This is a genomic window from Isoptericola sp. NPDC058082, assembly GCF_042885055.1.
In the GTDB taxonomy this organism is placed as follows: domain Bacteria; phylum Actinomycetota; class Actinomycetes; order Actinomycetales; family Cellulomonadaceae; genus Isoptericola.
This window is the reverse complement of the sequence record NZ_JBHVSQ010000003.1, coordinates 293876-313349: the sequence shown is the minus strand read 5'-3', so window position 1 is coordinate 313349 and position 19474 is coordinate 293876. Positions and strand designations below refer to the sequence as shown.

18 protein-coding genes are annotated in these 19474 nt (G+C 74.8%); 11 read left to right on the top strand and 7 right to left on the bottom strand.

Annotation, left to right across the window (positions count from 1 at the left end; genetic code table 11):
• Positions 1 to 10: 10 nt before the first annotated feature.
• Positions 11 to 1261: an LCP family protein gene (locus tag ACFVS0_RS06415; protein ID WP_430587481.1), complete on the bottom strand. Its 1251-nt coding sequence runs from the start codon at positions 1259 to 1261 to the stop codon at positions 11 to 13.
• Between the two features lie 82 nt (positions 1262 to 1343).
• The gene (locus ACFVS0_RS06410) at positions 1344 to 3650 is read right to left on the bottom strand and encodes an esterase-like activity of phytase family protein (protein WP_430587480.1); all 2307 of its coding nucleotides are present in this window, start codon (positions 3648 to 3650) and stop codon (positions 1344 to 1346) included.
• Positions 3651 to 3824: 174 nt separating this feature from the next.
• Here ACFVS0_RS06410 and ACFVS0_RS06405 point away from each other — a divergent pair, with 174 nt between their 5' ends.
• Together ACFVS0_RS06405 and ACFVS0_RS06400 are read left to right on the top strand one after the other, a co-directional pair.
• Positions 3825 to 4205, top strand: a complete 381-nt coding sequence (locus tag ACFVS0_RS06405; protein ID WP_430587479.1) for a PadR family transcriptional regulator — start codon at positions 3825 to 3827, stop codon at positions 4203 to 4205.
• A complete protein-coding gene (locus ACFVS0_RS06400; protein ID WP_430587478.1) occupies positions 4202 to 5557 on the top strand; it encodes a permease prefix domain 1-containing protein in 1356 nt (451 codons plus the stop codon). The genes ACFVS0_RS06405 and ACFVS0_RS06400 overlap by 4 nt, the downstream gene beginning before the upstream one ends.
• Positions 5558 to 5585: 28 nt before the next feature.
• Here the strand turns inward: ACFVS0_RS06400 and ACFVS0_RS06395 are convergent, their stop codons facing one another.
• Positions 5586 to 6815, bottom strand: coding sequence for a multidrug effflux MFS transporter (locus ACFVS0_RS06395; RefSeq protein ID WP_430585065.1), 1230 nt, complete (start codon positions 6813 to 6815; stop codon positions 5586 to 5588).
• Between the two features lie 92 nt (positions 6816 to 6907).
• Here ACFVS0_RS06395 and ACFVS0_RS06390 point away from each other — a divergent pair, with 92 nt between their 5' ends.
• On the top strand, positions 6908 to 7732 hold the full coding sequence (locus ACFVS0_RS06390) for an SOS response-associated peptidase (RefSeq protein WP_430587477.1): 825 nt from the start codon (positions 6908 to 6910) through the stop codon (positions 7730 to 7732).
• A 6-nt stretch (positions 7733 to 7738) separates the two neighbouring features.
• On the opposite strand, the gene ACFVS0_RS06385 is transcribed toward ACFVS0_RS06390, so the two are convergent.
• The gene (locus tag ACFVS0_RS06385) at positions 7739 to 8494 is read right to left on the bottom strand and encodes an SDR family NAD(P)-dependent oxidoreductase (protein ID WP_430562692.1); all 756 of its coding nucleotides are present in this window, start codon (positions 8492 to 8494) and stop codon (positions 7739 to 7741) included.
• A gap of 149 nt (positions 8495 to 8643) precedes the next feature.
• Between ACFVS0_RS06385 and ACFVS0_RS06380 the strand changes: the two genes are divergently transcribed.
• A complete protein-coding gene (locus tag ACFVS0_RS06380; RefSeq protein ID WP_430587476.1) occupies positions 8644 to 9501 on the top strand; it encodes a helix-turn-helix transcriptional regulator in 858 nt (285 codons plus the stop codon).
• Between the two features lie 24 nt (positions 9502 to 9525).
• Here ACFVS0_RS06380 and ACFVS0_RS06375 read toward each other — a convergent pair whose 3' ends face one another.
• Positions 9526 to 10587, bottom strand: a complete 1062-nt coding sequence (locus tag ACFVS0_RS06375; protein ID WP_430587475.1) for an adenylate/guanylate cyclase domain-containing protein — start codon at positions 10585 to 10587, stop codon at positions 9526 to 9528.
• A gap of 13 nt (positions 10588 to 10600) precedes the next feature.
• Positions 10601 to 11479, bottom strand: coding sequence for a biotin--[acetyl-CoA-carboxylase] ligase (locus ACFVS0_RS06370; RefSeq protein WP_430587474.1), 879 nt, complete (start codon positions 11477 to 11479; stop codon positions 10601 to 10603).
• Between the two features lie 120 nt (positions 11480 to 11599).
• On the opposite strand from ACFVS0_RS06370, the gene ACFVS0_RS06365 reads away from it, so the two are divergent.
• The 4 genes from ACFVS0_RS06365 to ACFVS0_RS06350 are packed head-to-tail and all read left to right on the top strand — an operon-like array spanning position 11600 to position 14657.
• The gene (locus tag ACFVS0_RS06365) at positions 11600 to 13231 is read left to right on the top strand and encodes an acyl-CoA carboxylase subunit beta (protein ID WP_430587473.1); all 1632 of its coding nucleotides are present in this window, start codon (positions 11600 to 11602) and stop codon (positions 13229 to 13231) included.
• Between the two features lie 45 nt (positions 13232 to 13276).
• A complete protein-coding gene (locus ACFVS0_RS06360) occupies positions 13277 to 13849 on the top strand; it encodes a hypothetical protein (RefSeq protein WP_430562696.1) in 573 nt (190 codons plus the stop codon).
• Positions 13846 to 14088 carry an acyl-CoA carboxylase epsilon subunit gene (locus ACFVS0_RS06355; RefSeq protein WP_430549709.1) on the top strand — a complete coding sequence of 81 codons (243 nt, stop codon included), beginning with the start codon at positions 13846 to 13848 and terminating at the stop codon, positions 14086 to 14088. Before ACFVS0_RS06360 ends, ACFVS0_RS06355 begins: the two co-directional genes overlap by 4 nt.
• Positions 14085 to 14657: a hypothetical protein gene (locus ACFVS0_RS06350; RefSeq protein WP_430587472.1), complete on the top strand. Its 573-nt coding sequence runs from the start codon at positions 14085 to 14087 to the stop codon at positions 14655 to 14657. Before ACFVS0_RS06355 ends, ACFVS0_RS06350 begins: the two co-directional genes overlap by 4 nt.
• A gap of 4 nt (positions 14658 to 14661) precedes the next feature.
• Here the strand turns inward: ACFVS0_RS06350 and ACFVS0_RS06345 are convergent, their stop codons facing one another.
• Positions 14662 to 15855, bottom strand: a complete 1194-nt coding sequence (locus ACFVS0_RS06345; RefSeq protein ID WP_430587471.1) for a glycerate kinase — start codon at positions 15853 to 15855, stop codon at positions 14662 to 14664.
• A 71-nt stretch (positions 15856 to 15926) separates the two neighbouring features.
• On the opposite strand from ACFVS0_RS06345, the gene ACFVS0_RS06340 reads away from it, so the two are divergent.
• The 3 genes from ACFVS0_RS06340 (at position 15927) to ACFVS0_RS06330 (ending at position 19360) form a co-directional block, all read left to right on the top strand.
• On the top strand, positions 15927 to 17660 hold the full coding sequence (locus tag ACFVS0_RS06340) for a DUF885 domain-containing protein (protein ID WP_430549706.1): 1734 nt from the start codon (positions 15927 to 15929) through the stop codon (positions 17658 to 17660).
• 33 nt (positions 17661 to 17693) lie between these two features.
• Positions 17694 to 18620 carry an AEC family transporter gene (locus ACFVS0_RS06335; protein WP_430587470.1) on the top strand — a complete coding sequence of 309 codons (927 nt, stop codon included), beginning with the start codon at positions 17694 to 17696 and terminating at the stop codon, positions 18618 to 18620.
• Positions 18621 to 18694: 74 nt separating this feature from the next.
• Complete coding sequence (locus ACFVS0_RS06330) at positions 18695 to 19360, top strand: nucleoside triphosphate pyrophosphatase (RefSeq protein WP_430585059.1); 666 nt, start codon at positions 18695 to 18697, stop codon at positions 19358 to 19360.
• The last annotated feature ends 114 nt before the right edge of the window (positions 19361 to 19474 follow it).

The following is a 19474-nucleotide window of genomic DNA, read 5'->3' as shown; positions in this document are numbered from 1 at the left end:
GCGGCGGCGATCAGGCGCAGACGCCCGGCAGCACGGACGGGCTGGGCGACGGGTCGGGCGACGCGCCCTCGCCGTCCTTGTCGTCACCCGTGTCGCCACCGGCGTCCGGGGACGCGACGTCGTCGTCGACGGCGGTCGCGCCGGACGGGGTCGCGCCGGCGTCGCGGTCCGGCTCGGGGGTGCCGGGCGGAGCCTCGTCGGCGCGGATCCGCTCCCAGATCGCGTCGGCCTCGGACGTCCACTCGACCCGGCCGGGCTGGCTCACCGAGTCGACGACCGGCACCGAGGTGAACACGATCCGCGACGGGTCGAGGTCGCGGATGCTCCACGCCAGACCCGCGAGCGCCGTCGGGCTGGCGAGCTCCGGATCCGTGGAGATGGAGCCGAGGACCTCGCGCACCATCCGGTACAGGCGTGGCGAGTCGGTGATGACGTTCTGCGACAGGATCTCGCGCATCGCGGCGTCGAAGAACGCCTGCTGCCGCTCGATGCGCTTGAGGTCGCTGCCGATCTCCAGGCCCATGCCCTCGCCCTTGCGGGCGCGCAGGAAGTTGATGGCCGTGTACCCGTCGAGCTTCTGCTTCCCCTCCGGCAGGTCGAGGTCCACGCGCTGGCCCTTCACCGGCTCGGGCAGGCACATCGTGACGCCGCCGATCGCGTCGACGACGCCGATCACGCCGGCCATCTGCACCACCATGTGGTCGGCGATCCGCACCCCGGTGAGCTTCTCGACGGTCCGGATCGTGCAGGCCGCGGCACCCGTGACGTCCTTCTCGGGCCCCCCGCCGAGCGCGAAGGCCGTGTTGAACATGGCGTTCGACTGCGGCGCGGTCTCACCGCCGCCGGGCAGCTTGCAGGACGGGATGTCCACGAGGGAGTCGCGCGGGATGGAGACGGCCTCGATCCGGCTGCGGTCGCCGGAGATGTGGACCAGCAGGGTGGTGTCGGAGTGGAACTCGTCGCCCGCCCCGGCGATCTCCGCGTTGGCCTCGTCGCGGAAGTCCGTCCCCATCACCAGGATGTTGAGGTCCTTGCCCGCGAAGGGGTCGCTGGGGTCCTGCTCGACCGGCACCTCCGGCGGCCGGTCGTCGCCGGCGAGGAGGTCGTCGACGTCGGAGACGCCGATCTGGGAGCGCAGGTCGACGAACGACGCGACCGCGGTCGCCGCCACGAACGCCACCACCGCGGTGACGACGAGGGCGATCGTGCGGACGACCCGGTGCGAGGCGAGGCTTGACGCGTGCCGTGGCAGGGTCCGCACAAGCGCGATCCTAGGGCCTGAGCAGCGCGTTCGCGCGAGGGGTGCCCCGTGCAACCACAGGTTCACCCCCCCGCGCGACCGGTCATCGCCGGGCTGCGACGGCGTCGACCGCGAGGCCCGGCTGGTCCGAGAAGATGCCGTCCAGGCCGGTGTCGAGGAACGTGTCGAGCTCGGCCGCCAGGTCGCCGTGCGCGGCGGGGTCCGCGGACGAGCGGTGCTCCGCCGGCAGGAACTGGTTCTCGGCGCGGAACGTCCATGAGTAGGCCTCCAGCCCCGCGCGGTGCGCGTCGCGGACGACCGAGGTCGGCCGGCCGAGCGTCCCGTCGGCGGCGCGCGGCACGACGACGTTCTTCTCCAGGCTCACGATGTCGGCGTACCGGGCGAGGTCGCGCAGGCCGCGCGGGGTGACGAGGTCGGCGTAGGTGCGCGGGTCGCCGGCCGCCACCAGGTCGTACGGCGCGCCGGCGGCGGAGACGTTGAGCGCGAGGCGCACGTCGGTCCGCCGGTCGAGCTCGCGCAGGTTGGTGGTCTCGAAGGACTGCACGACGACGGGGGCGCGCCGCGAGTCGAGGCCGTTCGCGGCGAGCTCCGCCACGAGCGGGTCCGTCAGCGGCAGGCCGATCGACGCGAAGTACGTGGGGTGCTTGGTCTCCGGCGCCACGCCGACCGGCTCGCCGTCGCAGGTCTCCGAGTGCCGGGCGAGGTCGAGCACCTCGTCGAGGGTGGGCACCTGGTACAGCCCGTCGAAGGCCGTGTTGCCCGGGCGCAGCTCGGGCAGCCGCTCCGTGGCACGCAGCGTCCGCAGCTCGGCGAGCGTGAAGTCCTCGGTGAACCAGCCCGTGACCGCCGTCCCGTCGATCGTCCTCGTGGTGCGACGGTCGGCGAACTCCGGGTGCTCGGCGACGTCGGTGGTGCCGCCGATCTCGTTCTCGTGCCGGGCGACGAGCACGCCGTCCTTGGTCGGCACGACGTCCGGCTCGATGACGTCCGCGCACTGCAGGATCGCCTGCTCGTAGGCGGCGAGCGTGTGCTCGGGCCGGTCGCCGGACGCGCCGCGGTGCCCGATGACGGTCACGCCGTCGTCGCGGGTGCGCTGCTTCTCGAGGTCGATCACGACCATCTCGGTGTCGTCGGGCGTGCCCGGGTGGCGGGCGGAGTTGCCCGGGTAGTTGTTGTCGTTGCCGATGAGGACGCGGCCGTCGCGCAGGCGCAGCACCGTCTCGAAGGACTGCACGGGCAGGGCGTACGTCTCGCCGAGGCCGTAGCCCTCCCCCGCGTCGATCCCGCGCGGGTTCTCGACGCGCAGCGCGTCGAGGACCAGCTCCTTGCGGACGAACCCGTCGCGGTCCGTCCTGCTCAGGTCGATCTCGTAGACGCGCTTGGTGACCGACGCGGGCCCCTCGAAGTCGTCGCGCTCCACCAGCCAGAACGAGTCCTTGCCCACGGCGAAGGCGTCGCCGAGCACGTTCGCCTCCTGGTCGGCCTGGTAGTCCCAGGTGCGGCCGGTGTACTCCCCGCGCCGGGTGTCGAACTCGTGGATCACGCGGCGGCGCTGGTCGGCGTCACCGACCAGGGCGCCCTCGAGCACGGGGTACAGGTAGCGCCCGCCGCGCACGCCCGCCATCGCCTCGAAGCCGCGGCTGGCACGCACGGTGGGCTCCTCGCCGTCGGCCAGGTACGGGTTCTGCGGCGACCGCAGCCCGCCCGGCAGCGGGTAGGGCTTCTCGAGCAGCGTCCCGTCGGCGTCGAAGTGCAGCAGGAACGGGCCGAACTCCTCGCCCACCCACAGCGTGCCGTCGTCGGCCCGCACCACGGACTCGACGTCGAAGTCGGCGCCGGTCAGCAGCCGCTCGTCCGTGTCCCCGTGAACGATGCCGAAGTCCAGCACCTCGTTCTCGTCGTTGTAGGAGACGTGGTCGAGCACCTCGATCTCGCCCGAGCCGGAGCCCGTGCGCCCCGTGTCCCAGTCGGGCTTCACGAGGTAGCTGCGCAGCAGGAAGTCCGCGGAGTTGCCCTGGCTGCCGAAGCCGTTGTCCGGCTGCGCCCAGAACGTGCCGTCGCCGTTGTCGACCATCGCCGAGAAGCCGGGGATCACCTGACCGTCCCAGGGGCCCTGCCGGCCGTTGGCGGCCGAGGCCTGGGCGCCGGACGGCGGGCCCTCGGCGAGGAAGTCCGCGGACAGCGTCGCGCGGCCCTCGAGCGTCGGGACGAGGTGGGTCGTGACGGCGCCCGGTCGCCCGTGGCCGGGCGCCGCGTGATGCGCGCCGTGGTCGCCGGGGCGCCCGTCCGCGAGGGCGGCGGTGCCGCCCGCGGTGATGAGCGCGACCGCCGCGGCGGCGCCGGCCGCGACGAGGCGCAGGGCGCGAGCCTGGTTCGGAGAGCGAGTCATGGCTTGATCCCACCGGCGCTCCGCGACGGCTGGACGAACCCTGGATGAACGCCGGGCGACGATCCCGTGGCGCCTGAGGAGCCCGGCGCCGGACCACCCGGTCGCCCCCTCCCGAGCAATGCCTAGATCTGCTAGGTTCAACACCCCTAGCAGATCTAGACATAGGAGCCCGAGGTGCGCTTCGACAAGGACCTGGTGGCGGCGTCCGCCACCCCGCTGGTGCTCGGCATCCTCGCGGAGGGCGAGTCGTACGGGTACGCCATCCTCAAGCGGGTCACGGAGCTCTCGGGCGGCCGGATGCAGTGGACCGACGGGATGCTCTACCCCCTCCTGCACCGGCTCGAGCGCCTGGGCCTGGTCGTCGCGACCTGGGGCACCTCCGAGGCCGGCCGGCGCCGCAAGCACTACGCGCTCACCCCGGCAGGGCGCGACGCGCTCGCCGAGCGCCAGGAGCAGTGGTCCGTCGTCGCGGACGTGCTGCACCAGGTCTGGCGGTCCGCGCAGCAGGCGGCCCAGGCCCCGGCCCGGCCGGCCGTCGCGGACGGCTGGGCATGATGGGCGAGCACGAGCGCCTCGAGGCGCAGATCGACCAGTGGCGGTCGTACGTGCAGCGCCACCGCGCCATCGCGCCCGCCGACGTGGACGAGATGGAGGACCACCTGCGCGGCCGGGTCGACGACCTCACCGCGACGGGTCTCGACGACGACGAAGCCTTCCTCGTCGCGGTGCGCCGCATGGGCAACCTCGACGCCGTCTCGCACGAGTTCGCGCGCGAGCACTCGGAACGGCTGTGGAAGCAGCTCGTCCTCGTCCCGGACGACGACCCCGCGCAGGCGTCCGGCCCGGCCTGGCGCGAGCTCGCCGTCGTCCTCGCGCTCGCCGTCGGCGCGGGCATCGCCCTCAAGGTCGCGCTCGCCGTGTTCGACACGGACTCGGCGCTGCTGCGCAACGTCCCCCTGATGACGGCGCCGTTCCTGGCCGCCTACTTCGTGTGGAAGCGCCGCGTCGCGTGGCGTGTGGTCGCCGCGCTGCTGGTCCCGTACGCGCTGCTCGCCGTCGTGCTCAACGTCTACCCGTACGTCGACACGGGCTCGACGGTCGTGCTCGCCGCCCTGCACGCCCCCGTCGTGCTGTGGGCGCTGGTCGGCGTGGTCTACGTGGGCGGCCGGTGGCGGGACCAGGACCCGCGGATGGACTTCGCGCGCTTCACCGGCGAGCTCGTCGTGTACGTCACGCTCCTCGCGATCGGAGGCGGGGTCCTGCTGGGACTCACGGCCGCGACGCAGAGCCTCGTCGGCGTGGACATCGAGCCCGCGATGGAGGACTGGATCATGCCGTTCGCGGTGCCGGGCGCCGTCGTCGTCGGGGCGTGGCTCGTCGAGGCCAAGCAGGACGTGGTGGAGAACATCGCCCCCGTCCTCACGCGCGTCTTCACGCCGCTGACGACCGTGATGCTGCTCGTGACGCTGGTCGTGCTCCTCGGCGCCGGCGGGCTCGCGGACGTCGAGCGCGAGCTGCTCATCCTCATGGACGCGATCCTCGTGCTCGTGCTCTGCCTGCTGCTGTACTCGGTGTCGGCACGCGACTCGCTCGCCCGGCCGGGCTGGTTCGACGGGCTCCAGCTCGTGCTCGTCGGTGCGGCGCTCGCCGTGGACGCCGTCGCGCTCACGGCGATGCTCACCCGCATCGCCGAGTTCGGCTTCAGCCCCAACAAGGTGGCCGCGCTGGGGCTCAACCTGCTGCTGCTGGTGCACCTGGCCCGGTCCGGGCTGCTCCTGCTCGGCTTCCTGCGCGAGCGGCAGCCGTTCGGCGCGCTGGTCCGGTGGCAGACGCGCTTCCTGCCCGTCTACGCGGTGTGGGCGGCGTTCGTGGTGGTCGCGTTCGGGCCGGTGTTCGGCTTCGCCTGAGCTCGTCCGACGTCGGGCCGTCGAGCGATCACGCCAGCTTGACCCAGCCGTCCTTGCGGTAGGCCGGCGTCGCGAACGCGAGGACGGCGAGCGCGCAGGCCAGCGCGGCGAGCATCACCCAGGACATCGCGACGGCGTCGCCGCCGAGCACGCCCACCAGCGGGGAGACGAGGCCCGCGACGCCGGACTGGACGGCGCCGATGACGGCGGCCGCGGTGCCCGCGCGCTCGCCGTGCCGGGACAGGGCGATGGCCGACGCGTTGGCGGGGATGAGGCCCTGGAACGCGAGCACGAGCCAGAGCATCGCGAGGAGCCCGATCAGCCCGCCCGCCCCGGTGAGCGCCACGACCAGCAGCCCGACCCCGACGACGCCCTGGATCGCGAGCGCAGCCCGCAGCAGCCGGATGGGCGCCACGCGCCGCACCAGGGCGGCGTTCACCTGCGCGGACAGCACCAGGCCCAGGCCGTTGACGGCGAACAGCACGGAGAACTGCCCGTGGCTCAGCCCGTAGCCCTCCTGGAAGATGAACGGCGAGCCGACCACGTAGCTCATCAGCACGGCCTGCCCGAGCCCGGGGATGACGGCGAGCGCCATGAACTGCCGGTCCTTGACGAGGGTGCGGTAGCCCGCGAAGACGCCGCGCGCGCCGCCGGCCTGCCGGCGCCCGGCCGGGAGCGTCTCCGGCATGAACCGCCACACGACCAGACCCATCGCCACGCCCGCGAGCGCGAGGAAGCCGAACACCCAGCGCCAGCCCGCCGCGGCCGCGACCGCCGAACCGAAGGTCGGCGCCAGCATCGGCGCGACGCCGATGACGAGCATCAGCCGGGACAGGATGCGCGCAGCCTCGGCACCGACGAACCGGTCGCGCACGACCGCCATCGCCGCGACGCCGCAGGCGGCGTTGAAGAAGCCCTGCATCAGGCGCAGGCCCACGAGGATCGTCATGTTGGGCGCGAACGCGCACAGGACCGACGTGACCACGTGCAGCGCCAGGCCCCACATGAGGGGCGCCCGCCGCCCGAAGCGGTCCGACAGCGGCCCGATGGTGAGCTGCCCCAGGGCGCCGCCGATGAGCATCACGGAGACGGACAGCTGCGCGAACGACGCCGAGGAGCCCAGGTCGGCCGCCACCTCGGGCAGCGACGGCAGGTACATGTCGACGGTGAACGCCGGCAGCGCTGCGAGCGCCCCGAGCATGATGACCCAACGGTACGGAGAGCGGGCGCGCGGAAGTCTCGCGGAGTCGGAGGGCATGACCCCGATCCTATCGAATCGTTACGACCGAGCCCAGGGAGAATCCCGCGGCCACCCGCACGGGTGTCGGTGGGATGCGTCACGATGGACCCATGTGCGGCCGCTACGCGTCCTTCCGCGACGCCCAGGACATCGCCGACGACCTCGCCGTCGCCGAGATCGCGGAGGACGCGCGCCTCCTGCCCCCGTCGTGGAACGTCGCCCCCACCGATGCCGTGCGCATCGTCGTCGAGCGCCCGCAGCGGCTCGAGGGCGGACAGACCGGGGAGATCACGCGCTCGCTGCGGCTGGCGCGCTGGGGTCTCGTGCCGTCGTGGGCCAAGGACCCGTCGATCGGCGCGCGCATGATCAACGCGCGCACCGAGACCCTCCTCGACAAGTCGGCGTTCGCGAAGCCGCTCGGCGTCCGGCGCTGCCTGCTGCCGGCCGACGGCTACTACGAGTGGCGCAAGCTCGAGCTGCCGCCCGGCGCCCCCGAGCGTGGCGGGTCGAAGGGCGGGTCGAAGGGCGGGTCGAAGGGCAAGGTGCCGAAGCAGCCCTACTGGATCCACCCGGACGACGGCGGCGTCGCGGCGCTCGCCGGCCTGTACGAGTTCTGGCGGGACCGGACGAAGGCGGACGACGACCCCGACCGCTGGCTCGTCTCCGCGACCGTGATCACCACGGCGGCGTCGCAGGACCTGGAGCGCATCCACGACCGCATGCCCGTGGTGCTGCCGCGCGCGTCGTGGGACGCCTGGCTCGACCCCGCCGTCGGGGCCGAGCAGGCGATGGGCATCGTCACGGGACCGCAGGTCGGCATGGCCACCCGCCCGGTGGGCGACGCCGTCGGGTCGGTGCAGAACAACCGGCCCTCGCTCATCGACGTCGACCCCGACCCGCGGGACCCGGACGTCGTCGCGACGGGTCGGTCGTGAGCGCGGTCAGGCGCCGCCGGTCACCGCGACCTCCTGCCCGGTGATGCCGGTGTTCGCCGCGGAACCCAGGTAGGCGACGGCGTTCGCCACCTCGCGGGCGTCGAGCAGCCGGCCGAGCGGGGCGCGCGCCGCCGAGGCCTCGCCGAACGCCTCGACGATCCCCGCGTTGCGCACCGTCCGGGTGAGGCCGGGCAGCACCACGTTCGACAGGATGTCGCCCTCGCGCCCGAGCGCGAACGCGACCGACCGGCTGAACCCGTGCAGCGCCGCCTTGGCCGTGGCGTAGTACGTCGTGCCCTCGTCGCCGTCGCGCACCAGGATGGACGACAGGTGCACGAGGCGTCCCCACCGCTGCGCGCGCATCGTCGGCGCGACCGCGCGGGTCAGCCGCACGGCCCCCTCGACGTTCGCGCGCACGGGCTCCAGCCAGGCGTCGTCGGGCACGTCCTCGAAGTCACGCGGACCGTCCGCCCCCGGCGGGCTCCAGCTCACCGCGTTGTTGATCAGCACGTCGACGCGGCCGGTCCACGCGAGGGCGGCGTCGCGCAGCCCCTCGGCCGCGCCGTCCTCGGTCTGGTCGTAGCGGACGACGAGCGCGCGTCCACCGATCTCCTCCGCGACCCGCGCGGCGTCGTCCTTCGACTCGCGGTACGTGACGACGACGTCGGCGCCCTCCGCGCCGAACAGGGCGGCGACGTGCCGCCCGATCCCCCCGGACGCCCCCGTGACGACGACGGTGCGCCCCTGCAGTCCCAGGTCCATGCTGCTCTCCTCGCGACGGATGTGCGTCGGCCACCGGTCGGTGCCGACGCCGTCCACCGTCGCGCGGCCGGCACGGCACATGGAGGCCGCCGCCATGCTGGCCGCGCCAGGGCCACTCTCCGACGCCGCGGCGCGCCTACCCTGGCCGCATGACCGACCGCGACCTCGGCTCGTTGCTGCGCGCGTACCGCGAAGACGTGCGCCCGCGGGACGTCGGGATGCCCGAGGGCGGGCGCCGCCGCACCCCGGGCCTGCGGCGAGCGGAGCTGGCGGTGCTCGCCGGCGTGAGCGTGGAGTACCTCACCCGCCTGGAGCAGGGGCGTGACCGGCACCCGTCACCCGCCGTGATGGGCGCGCTCGCCGACGCGCTCCGGCTCGGCCACGACGAACGGCGCGTGCTGCTGCTCGCCGCCAAGGACGTCCAGGGGTCGGGCGTCTGCCTGGCGACCGCGCCGGACGACGACGTCCCGGCCACCACCCGCGCCGTGCTCGACCGGCTCGCCCCGGCCCCTGCCGTCCTGCTCGACCGGTTCGGCACCGTGCTCGCGTGCACCCCCGCCTACCGGGCGCTCCTCGCGCCCGCCGGCCTGTTCGACGACGGGGAGCCGCGGCTGGCGCCCGTCGTCCTCACCGACCCGCGGGCCCACGACCTCTTCCCCGACTGGGACGCCGTCGCGGACCGCGTGGTGGCCGACCTGCAGCGCGAGTCGGTCCCGTCCGACCCGATCCTGGGCGAGCTGGTGGACGCTCTCACGGTGCTGGCGGGAGCCGCGTTCACCGAGCGCTGGGCCCGCCCGGTCGCCGACCGGGGACGGGACGCCGTGCTGCGGCTGACCCACGCGCAGGCCGGCGCCCTGCGCGTGGTGCCGCAGGTGCTGGTCCCCGGCGGCGGCGAGCACCTGCGGATCGAGTTGCTGCTCCCGGCGGACGCGGCGACCGAGCGGGCGCTGGACGACCTGGCCGTCGGCGACCGCACCCTCCGCGTGGTGCGCTCGGACGCCTCCTGACGGCGGTCTGCCGCCGCGCGGCCGTCAGGCCCCGGTGTAGGCGCGCTGCAGCCGCACCGGCGTGATCTCGCCGATGCCCTGCACCTCCTGCGGCGGCTGCGCCGTCAGGGCGTAGCGGGACGACGACGCGAGCAGCGACGCGGTGTGCGGGTCCACCAGCACGGTGGCCGGCTCCGCGAGCTCCGTGATGCGGGAGGCCAGGTTGACGTCGGAGCCGAACACGTCGCCGAACCGGGACAGCACCCGCCCCCACACGAACCCGACGCGCACGGGGATCTCGGGCTCGGTCGCGTGCGGGGCCGCCAGGCCGAGCGCCACCTCGGCGCCGGTCGTCACGTCGTCGGCCACGAACAGCACCGCGTCGCCGATGGTCTTGACCACGCGTCCGCCGGCCTCGGTGATGACGTCGCGGGCCCGGGACTCGAAGAGCTGCACGAACTCCGACAGCTCCTGCGACCCGAGGCCCGCGGTGCGCTTGGTGAACGACACGATGTCCGCGAACCCGACGGCGCGCGGCAGCGGCAGCTCGTCGCCGTGGGCCTCCTGCGTGCCGCGCCGCGCGCCCCCGAACTCGGTGGCCAGCCGCCCCGTGAGCGCGGCGAGCTGGCGTCGCCAGGCGTGCTCGAGCTGACGGGAGAGCTGCGAGGTGAGGTCCGGCATGCGGTCGATGGCGGCGAGCCGCGCGCTCACGTCGTCGAGGCCGTCGCGGCGGCTGAGGTGCTCCACGAACGCCTCCACCTGCCACAGCGCCAGCCGGTCGGTGGTGTGCCCGAGGGAGCGGATGAGCGTCATCTGGGCCTGCTCGTCCAGCCGCTCCGTGTCCACGAGCTCGCCGATCTCGCGCAGCGCCCGCATGTCCGCGTCGGTGAACCCCACCTCGGTGGGGTGGGTGACCGGCAGCCCCAGCCAGCGCCAGTAGTTCTCGATGAACTCCCGCGACAGACCGGTGCCCTCCACGAGGTCCGACAGCGTGTACCGGCGGGGACCACCGAGGATCGCCTCGTCCAGCCGCGCCGCGGTGTCCCCCGCCCGCCGGGCGTCGTCGTCCGTCGGCAGGCCGGGTCCCGTCGTGGTGTCGCTCGTCACGCCCCCACTGTAGTCAGCGCGGGCTGTGCCCCGGCTGGGAGCGGCGCACGTGGTGCACGTCGCCGGCGGTGACGGCCCGCTCGCCCGCGCCCGTCGCGAGCACGAGGCTGCCGTCCGCGTCGACCCGCAGCGCCTCGCCCTCGACGACGTCGGTGCCACCGGCCAGCTCGGCGCGCACCGGGTGACCGAGCGTGGCCGACCGCGCCGCGTACGCCGCCGCGAGGCCCGCCGCGCCCGCGTCGCCCCCGGCGTCCTCCAGCGCGCCGACGGCCTCGACCAGCCCCCGCACGAGCGCCTCGAGCAGTGCCTCGCGGGAGACCCGCGCCCCCGCGAGCGCCAGCGACGTCGCGGTCGGCACGGGCAGCTCGGCCGCGGCCTGGTCGACGTTCAGCCCGACGCCGACGACGACGCCCGGGACCCCGACGGCCGGCACCACCTCCGCGAGCACCCCCGCGACCTTGCGGAACGGCCCCAGCCCGGCTACGTCGTCAGCGGCCGGCAGCAGCACGTCGTTGGGCCACTTCACCGCGGCGCCGGGCACCCCGGCGGCGTCGACGGCCCGGGCGACCGCGAGCCCGGCGAGCAGGGGCAGCCAGCCCAGCCGGGCGGGACCGAGCCGCGGACGCAGCAGCACCGAGACGGTGAGCGCGGCGCGTGCCGGCGTCTCCCAGGCGCGCCCCGCGCGGCCCCGCCCGGCGACCTGGTGCTCGGCGACGAGGGCCGCGGGCGCCGGCCACTCCCCCGGCGCCCGCCGCACGGCCGCGACGAGGTCGGCGTTCGTGGACCCGGAGACCTCGACGACGTCGAGGCGGGCGAGGGGGCCCGCCGGCGCGAGCAGGGCGCGGCGCAGCGCGGGGACGTCGAGGGGGTCACGGCGAGGAGCACTGGTCACGGTCCGATCGTGCCCCATCGGCCGGCCACCGACCCTTTGTGGGGTCCCTCCAAAGAATCCGGGCGGGCCGCAGCCTGTCGCGCATCGATGCGTGGCAACCCACCAACTAGGGTCGGTCGGGTGAACGATGCCACCCCCTCGACCGGCCCCACGACCGACATCGAGCCGCCCGCCCTCTCCGGCACCGCCGCCAAGCTCGCCGACCTGGAGCGCCGCCGGTCCCAGGCCGTGACCGACGCCGAGGAGAAGGCGAAGGCCAGGCAGCACCCGCGCGGCAAGAAGACGGCCCGCGAGCGCATCGAGGCGCTGCTGGACGAGGGCAGCTTCGTCGAGCTCGACGCCCTCGCCGTGCACCGCAGCCGCAACTTCGGCCTCGACAAGCGGCGCGTGGCGGGCGACGGCGTCGTGACGGGCCACGGCACGATCGACGGGCGCCAGGTGTGCGTGTTCAGCCAGGACTTCACGGTCTTCGGCGGCTCGCTGGGCGAGGTGCACGGCGAGAAGATCGCCAAGGTGCAGGACCTCGCGCTGCGCACCGGCGTGCCGATCATCGGCATCTCGGACGGCGGCGGCGCGCGCATCCAGGAGGGCGTGGCCGCGCTCACGCAGTTCGCCGAGATGTTCCGGCGCAACGTCGCGGCCTCCGGCGTGATCCCGCAGATCTCGCTCATCCTCGGCCCCAGCGCGGGCGGCGCCGTCTACTCCCCCGCCCTGACCGACTTCATCGTCATGGCGGACGGCACGTCCAACATGTTCATCACCGGCCCGGACGTGATCCGCACGGTGACGGGCGAGGACGTCGACTTCGAGACCCTGGGGGGCGCCCGCACCCACAACGCCAAGTCCGGCGTGGCGCACTACCTGGGCGCGGACGAGGACGACGCGATCGACTACGTGCGCCACCTCGTGGGCTACCTGCCGCAGAACAACCTGGGCGACGCGCCGTCGTTCCCGCCCGAGGACGAGACGCCTCTGGAGGTCACCGAGGACGACGAGGCGCTCGACGTCCTCGTCCCCGACAGCGACAACCAGCCCTACGACATGCGGGCCGTCGTGGAGGCCGTCCTCGACCCGGAGTCGTTCCTCGAGGTGCAGCCGCTGTTCGCGCAGAACGTGCTGATCGGCTTCGGCCACGTGGAGGGGCAGTCGGTGGGCATCATCGCCAACCAGCCGCTGTCCATGGCGGGCACGCTCGACATCGACGCCGCGGAGAAGGCGGCCCGGTTCGTGCGCACGTGCGACGCGTTCAACCTGCCCGTGCTGACGTTCGTCGACGTGCCCGGCTTCCTGCCCGGCGTCGGCCAGGAGCACCAGGGCATCATCCGCCGCGGCGCCAAGCTCATCTACGCGTACGCCGAGGCCACCGTGCCGCTGGTCACCGTCATCACGCGCAAGGCCTACGGCGGCGCGTACATCGTCATGGGCTCCAAGCAGCTCGGGGCGGACGTCAACCTCGCCTGGCCGACGGCGCAGGTCGCGGTCATGGGCGCGTCGGGGGCGGTGAACATCCTGCAGCGCTCGGCGCTCAAGGAGGTCGCGGAGTCCGGCGGCGACGTCGAGGCGGAGCGGCAGCGCCTCACGGACGAGTACACCGAGGCGATCGTCAACCCGTGGGACGCGGCCGAGCGCGGCTACGTGGACGCCGTCATCCGGCCGTCCGAGACGCGGGTCCAGGTGGTGCGCGCGCTGCGGGCGCTGCGCACCAAGCGCGCGAGCCTGCCGCCCAAGAAGCACGGCAACATCCCCCTGTGACGCCGCCGGTGGTTGAGCACCGTCGAAACCGGGAAGAATGAGCAGATGAGCCACGAGGACGCCACGCACGGACCCGCCCCGCTGGGGTCGGTCGACCCCGAGCCCATGCACCACGCCGTCGACGCGCTGGCCGCCGCCCTGCACGAGTACGTGCAGACCGCGGTCGGCGTTCGCGCCGAGTTCGGCGCCTCCGAGGCGGACGAGGACCCGCGGGTGCTCGCGCTGGAGAACCGGGTGGGCCAGCTCAACGCCGCCGTCTTCGACGCGCTGCACGACGGCCTCGGCATGCACCCCGACCTCACGAGCTCGGTGTGGGAGGGCGACGACGAGGAGCCCGAGCACGCGCACGACGCCCCGGAGGGCGCCGTGCCGGCCGAGGTGTTCTACCTCGGCTTCGTCGTGGCCGACCCGGCGCCGGGCTCGCCCGGCACCCTGGACGGCGTCGTCGAGCTGCTGGACGAGGCCGGCGGCGACGTCGCGCAGCGGCTGTTCGACGGTGGCTACGAGGTCGCGGAGTGGGCGACGTCGCGCGGGGCGGCCGTCGAGTTCGGCGACGACGACCTGGACGACGAGCTGGACGACGAGGACGGCGACGACCCGCTCGGAGGTGCCCGATGAGCAACGAGGTGCGCGTGGTGCGCGGGCGGCCCGACGACGTCGAGGTCGCCGCCCTGGTGGCCGGGCTCGCGGCGGTCGCGTCGGCGAGCGGACTGCCGGACGACGAGACGCCGGTCGAGGAATGGACCAACCGCGCCCGCACGGTGCGCGGCAACGGCGCGGGCGTGACGGCGAAGAGCTTCGGCGGTCGCTGGGGACGGCACAACGCCGACGCGTGGCGCTGGAGCCTGCACTCGTGAGCGTCGTCTGGCAGCAGGTCGAGAGCCCCGACGACGTCGACGCCCCGCTGGCGGAGCTGCCCGTTCCTCCGCGCCCGGGCTGGCTGCGGCGGTGGCTGTGGGCGCCCGCCCTGGTCGTGACCGCGGCCCTCTACGTGCTGCGACGCACGATCGAGGACCCGTCCGGCGAGGTCGAGCTCTGGCTGTTCATGGCCATGCTCGCCGGCCTCATGATCACCGCCGTCGCCGCCCTGGTCCGCTACCGGGACGACCAGCGCCAGGCCGCCGAGGGGCGCGACGCTGCGGCGTTCGGCGCGGCCCCCCGGGCGGCCACGGGGACGGTCTCGGTGAACGAGCGCCGCACGAGCTCCGGCCTCCTGCTCAGCGGCCTCGTGTCCTACCCGACGGACGACGGCACCGCCGACCGCGCCTTCTCGCACCTGGTGCGCCGGGACGAGGTGGAGCAGCTCCCGCCGCCGCGCGACGGCGACCCCGTCGCCGTCTGGTGGGCGCCGGGCACCGAGACCGTCGTGGTGCGGTACCACCGCGGCTGGGCCGACGCCGTGCGTCGGCGCACCCGCAAGCGCTGACGCGTCAGCGCGAGGCGCGGCCCGCCGCGAACAGCCGGCACGCGTGCGCCGCCGTGCGCTCCAGCTCGACCACGGCGTCGCGGGAGAGCTCGGCGAGCGTGCGCGGCCCCGGTGCGAGGGAGAACGCCGCCGCGATCCCGGCGTCCGCGACCTGCGCGGGCGTGAGCTCCACGCCGCCCGCCACGACGACGACCGCCGCCCGGCCGGCCACGAGCCGCACCACGGTGTCCACGACCTTGCCGTGCAGGGACTGCTCGTCGAGGCGGCCCTCCCCGGTGAGCACGAGGTCGGCCCCCGCCAGTGCCTCGGCCAGCCCCACCGCCTCGGCGACGAGCTCCCCGCCGGGCACCAGCTCGGCCCCGAGCGCGGCGGACAGGCCGACCGGCAGCCCGCCGGAGGCTCCGGCGCCGGGCAGGTCGCGGGCGTCGTGACCGGTCGCGGCGGCGAGCGCGTCGGCGAGGTGCGCGAGCCCGTCGTCGAGCACCACGACGTCGCCGGCCGTCGCGCCCTTCTGCGGCCCGAAGACGGCGGCCGCGCCGCGCGGCCCGAGCAGCGGGTTGTCGACGTCGCACGCGATGCGCCACCGCAGCGCGCGGGCGCGGGGGTCGAGGCCGTCCAGGTCGATCCGCGCCAGCGAGCGCAGCCCGCCGCCGCCCGGCGCCACCGCCGAGCCGTCGGCGTCGAGCAGCACCGCGCCGAGCGCCTCGAGCACGCCCGCGCCGCCGTCGGTCGTGGCGGAGCCGCCGACGAACAGCACGACCTCCTCGGCCTCCGGCGCGGCGTCGAGAGCGGCGAGCACCACGGTGCCGACGCCGTGGCTGGTCGCGTCCAGCGGACGCAGCGCGACGTCCGACACCTTCGGCAGCCCGTAGGCCTCCGCCGCCTCGACCGCGAGGGTGCGGCCGTCGGGCGAGACGCCGTAGCGCGCCGTCGTGGGCCGGCCCAGCGCGTCGGTCGTGGCACAGGTGCGCGGGTCCTCGCCCCACGCCCCGAGGATCGCGTCCAGGGTGCCCTCGCCGCCGTCGGCGAACGGCACGGCGAGCACGTCGGCGTCGGCGCCCAGGGCGGCGCGGGCCCCGGCCGCGAGCGCCGCGGCCACCTGCGTCGCCGTGGCGCTGCCCTTGAACGAGTCGGGGGCGACCACCACGTTCAGGGGTCGGGTCCGGGGGCCGGGGGTGTTCTTCACGTCCTCGTGCACGAGGACAGACCGTACCCGGCGGGGTGGAAAGGCGGCGCGCCGTCTCGGGCCGGGTCGATAGGGTGCGTCCTGTGACCTCGAGCACCCCCCTCCCGCCCCGCACCCCATCCGCGGTCGACGCCGTCGCCGACGCGTACGTCGCCCGGTCCGCCGAGCTCGACCCGCTGCTCGCCACGGCGATCGGCCTGCCGGGTCACGACCACCGCATGACCGATCTGTCCCCCGCCGGGCACGAGGCCCGGGCCGAGTCCGACCGCGCCGTGCTGCGCGAGCTGGACGCGGCCGAGCGCGACGGCGGCCGGCTCGACGCCGTCGACCAGGTCACCCTGGCCGCGATGCGCGAGCGCGTGGGCCTGGCGCTCGAGCTGCACGACGCGGGCGAGCCGCTGGCGAGCCTCAACAACATCGAGTCGCCGGTGCAGCAGCTGCGCGACGTCTTCGACCTCATGCCCACCGGCTCGGTCGAGGCCTGGGAGAACGTCGCCGCGCGGCTCAACGCGGTGCCCGACGCGATCGACGGCTACGTCGCGTCGCTCACCGAGGCGGCGCGGCGCGGCCAGGTCGCCGCGATCCGGCAGGTGCGCGAGGGCGTGTCCCAGTCGCGCGAGCTCGCCGGCGAGGACTCCTTCTTCCTGGGCCTCGTGCGCGGCGAGGACGCCGCCGCGGTGCTCGACGAGTCGGCCGCGTGCAGCCTCGTGCGCGCCGAGCTGGAGCGTGGCGCGACGGCCGCGCGCGGTGCCTACGCCCGCCTCGCCGAGTTCCTCGAGCGCGACCTCGCGCCGCAGGCGCCGGAGCGCGACGCCGTGGGCCGCGAGCGCTACGCGCGCTTCTCCCGCGAGTTCCTCGGCGCCGAGGTGGACCTCGACGAGACGTACGAGTGGGGTCTCGACGAGCTCGCCCGCATCGTCGCCGAGCAGGAGGCCGTGGCCCGGCAGATCGCGGGCCCGGGCGCGAGCGTCGAGGACGCGGTCGCCGCTCTGGACGCCGACCCGGCCCGCACGCTGCACGGCACGGACGCGCTGCGCCGCTGGATGCAGGAGACCGCCGACGCCGCGATCGAGGACCTCGCGGGCACGCACTTCGACATCGAGGGCCCCGTGCGCACCATCGAGTGCCGCATCGCCCCCACCCAGACCGGCGGCATCTACTACACGCCCCCGAGCGACGACTTCTCGCGGCCGGGCCGCATGTGGTGGTCCGTGCCCGCCGACGTCACGGAGTTCAACACCTGGCGCGAGAAGACGACCGTCTACCACGAGGGCGTCCCCGGCCACCACCTGCAGTGCGCGGCCGCCGTCGTCGCGCGCGACACCCTGAACTCGTGGCGCCGCCTCATGTGCTGGGTCTCCGGGCACGGCGAGGGCTGGGCCCTGTACGCCGAGCGGCTCATGGCCGACCTCGGCCACCTCGACGACCCGGGCGACCGGTTCGGCATGCTCGACGCGCAGCGGATGCGCGCCGCCCGCGTGGTGCTCGACATCGGCGTGCACCTCGGCAAGCCCGCCCCCGAGCGCTGGGGCGGGGGCGTGTGGGACGCGGACAAGGCGTGGCCGTTCCTCCAGGCGAACGTCAACATGCCCGAGTCGTTCGTGCGGTTCGAGCTCAACCGCTACCTGGGCTGGCCCGGCCAGGCACCGTCGTACAAGGTGGGCCAGCGCCTGTGGGAGCAGGCCCGCGACGACGCCCGGACCGCGGCGCGGGCGCGCGGCGAGGAGTTCGACCTGCGGGCGTTCCACGCCCGGGCGCTGAGCCTCGGCTCGGTGGGCCTCGACGTGCTGACCGGCGCCCTGCGCGACGCCCGCTGACGCGGCGCGCCCCCGCCCCGCAGGTCGACCGGCATGGAAGGCATCCTCACCGGCTTCGCGATCATCGGCGTGGTCATCGCCGTCGGGTACGTCGCGGCGCGCCTGCGCCTCGGCGGCCCCGACGCCCGGACCGCGCTCAACCGCATCGGGTTCTTCGTCGCCAGCCCCGCGCTGCTGTTCACTGTCATCGCGGACGCCGACGTCGGCGAGCTCTTCCAGGCGCCCCTGCTGGTGCAGGCGCTCTCCGCGGTGGCGGTCGCCGGGCTCTTCGTCGTCGCCAACCTGCTGTGGCTGCGCCGGCCCGCCGCGGAGGCGACGATCGGCGCCGTCTCGGCCGGCTATGTGAACGCCAACAACATCGGCCTCCCCGTGGCCGTGTACGTGCTGGGCGACCCGGCCGTCGTCGTGCCGGTGATCCTGCTGCAGCTGCTGATCCTCGCCCCCGTGACGCTGCTGGTGCTGGACGCCCAGACGTCCGGGCGGGTGTCGGTGCGGTTCGTGCTCGCGCAGCCGGTGCGCAACCCGATCATCCTCGGGTCGCTCGCGGGCGCCGTCGTCTCGCTGACCGGGTGGGACGTCCCGGCGCCCGTGCTCGCGCCGCTGGAGATCCTCGGCGGCGCGGCGGTGCCGATGATCCTGCTCGCGTTCGGGATGTCGCTGCACGGGTCGCGCCCGTTCCAGCAGCCCGGCGGGCGGACGGCCGTCGTGGTGGCGTCCGTGCTCAAGGCCGCGGTCATGCCGACGGTCGCGTTCGTCCTCGCGCGGTACGCGTTCGGGCTGGACGCCGCGCAGGTCGCCTCGGCCGTGACCCTCGCCGCGCTGCCCGTGGCGCAGAACGTGTACAACTACGCGGCGCGCTTCCGGACCGGCGAGCTGCTGGCGCGCGACACGATCCTGGTCACGACCGTCGCCTCGCCGGTCGTCCTGCTGGTGTCGTCCCTGCTGCTGCACACGGGCTGAGCCGGTCCGGTCGCCGGTCCGGTCGCCGGTCCGGTCGCCGGTCCGGCCGCCGTCCGATCGGTAGGGTGCGACCCGTGCCTTCCGTGAGCCTCGTCCTCGCCTCCCAGTCCCCCGCCCGCCTGGCCACGCTGGCCGCGGCCGGCGTCACGCCCCGGGTCGTCGTCTCCGCCGTCGACGAGCCCGCCGTGCTCGACGCCGCGCGCGCAGGGTTCGGCGGCGACCTCGAGCCCGCGGACGCCGTCCTCGTCCTGGCCCAGGCCAAGGCGGAGGACGTGAGCGCGCGCCTGGAGGAGGACGACGACGACGAGGTGTCCGCCCTCGTGCTCGGCTGCGACTCGATGCTCGAGCTGGACGGCGAGGTGCTGGGCAAGCCGGCCGACGCCGCGGACGCCCGCCGCCGCTGGCGCGCGATGCGCGGCCGCGCGGCCGTGCTGCACACCGGCCACTGGCTCGTGGACCTCCGCGCGCCCGAGGACGGCGGCACGGGCGGCACGCTCGGCGCCTCGTCGTCCACCACCGTGCACTTCGCCGACGTCGACGACGACGAGATCGACGCCTACGTCGCGACGGGCGAGCCCCTGCACGTGGCGGGCGCGTTCACGATCGACGGCCTCGGCGGCCCGTACGTGGACCGGATCGAGGGCGACCACCACGGCGTCGTCGGGCTGAGCCTGCCCCTGCTGCGCGAGCTGCTGGGCGAGCTGGAGGTCCCCTGGCGCTCGCTCCGCGACCCCCGCTGAGCCTGTCGAATCCACTGTCGAAACCACCAACTCCGGGAGCATCCGGCACCACCTACCGCCCGGGTCCATGTGGGATCCCTCCAAACGGCCCGGATCGTCGTTGGTACCCGGCAC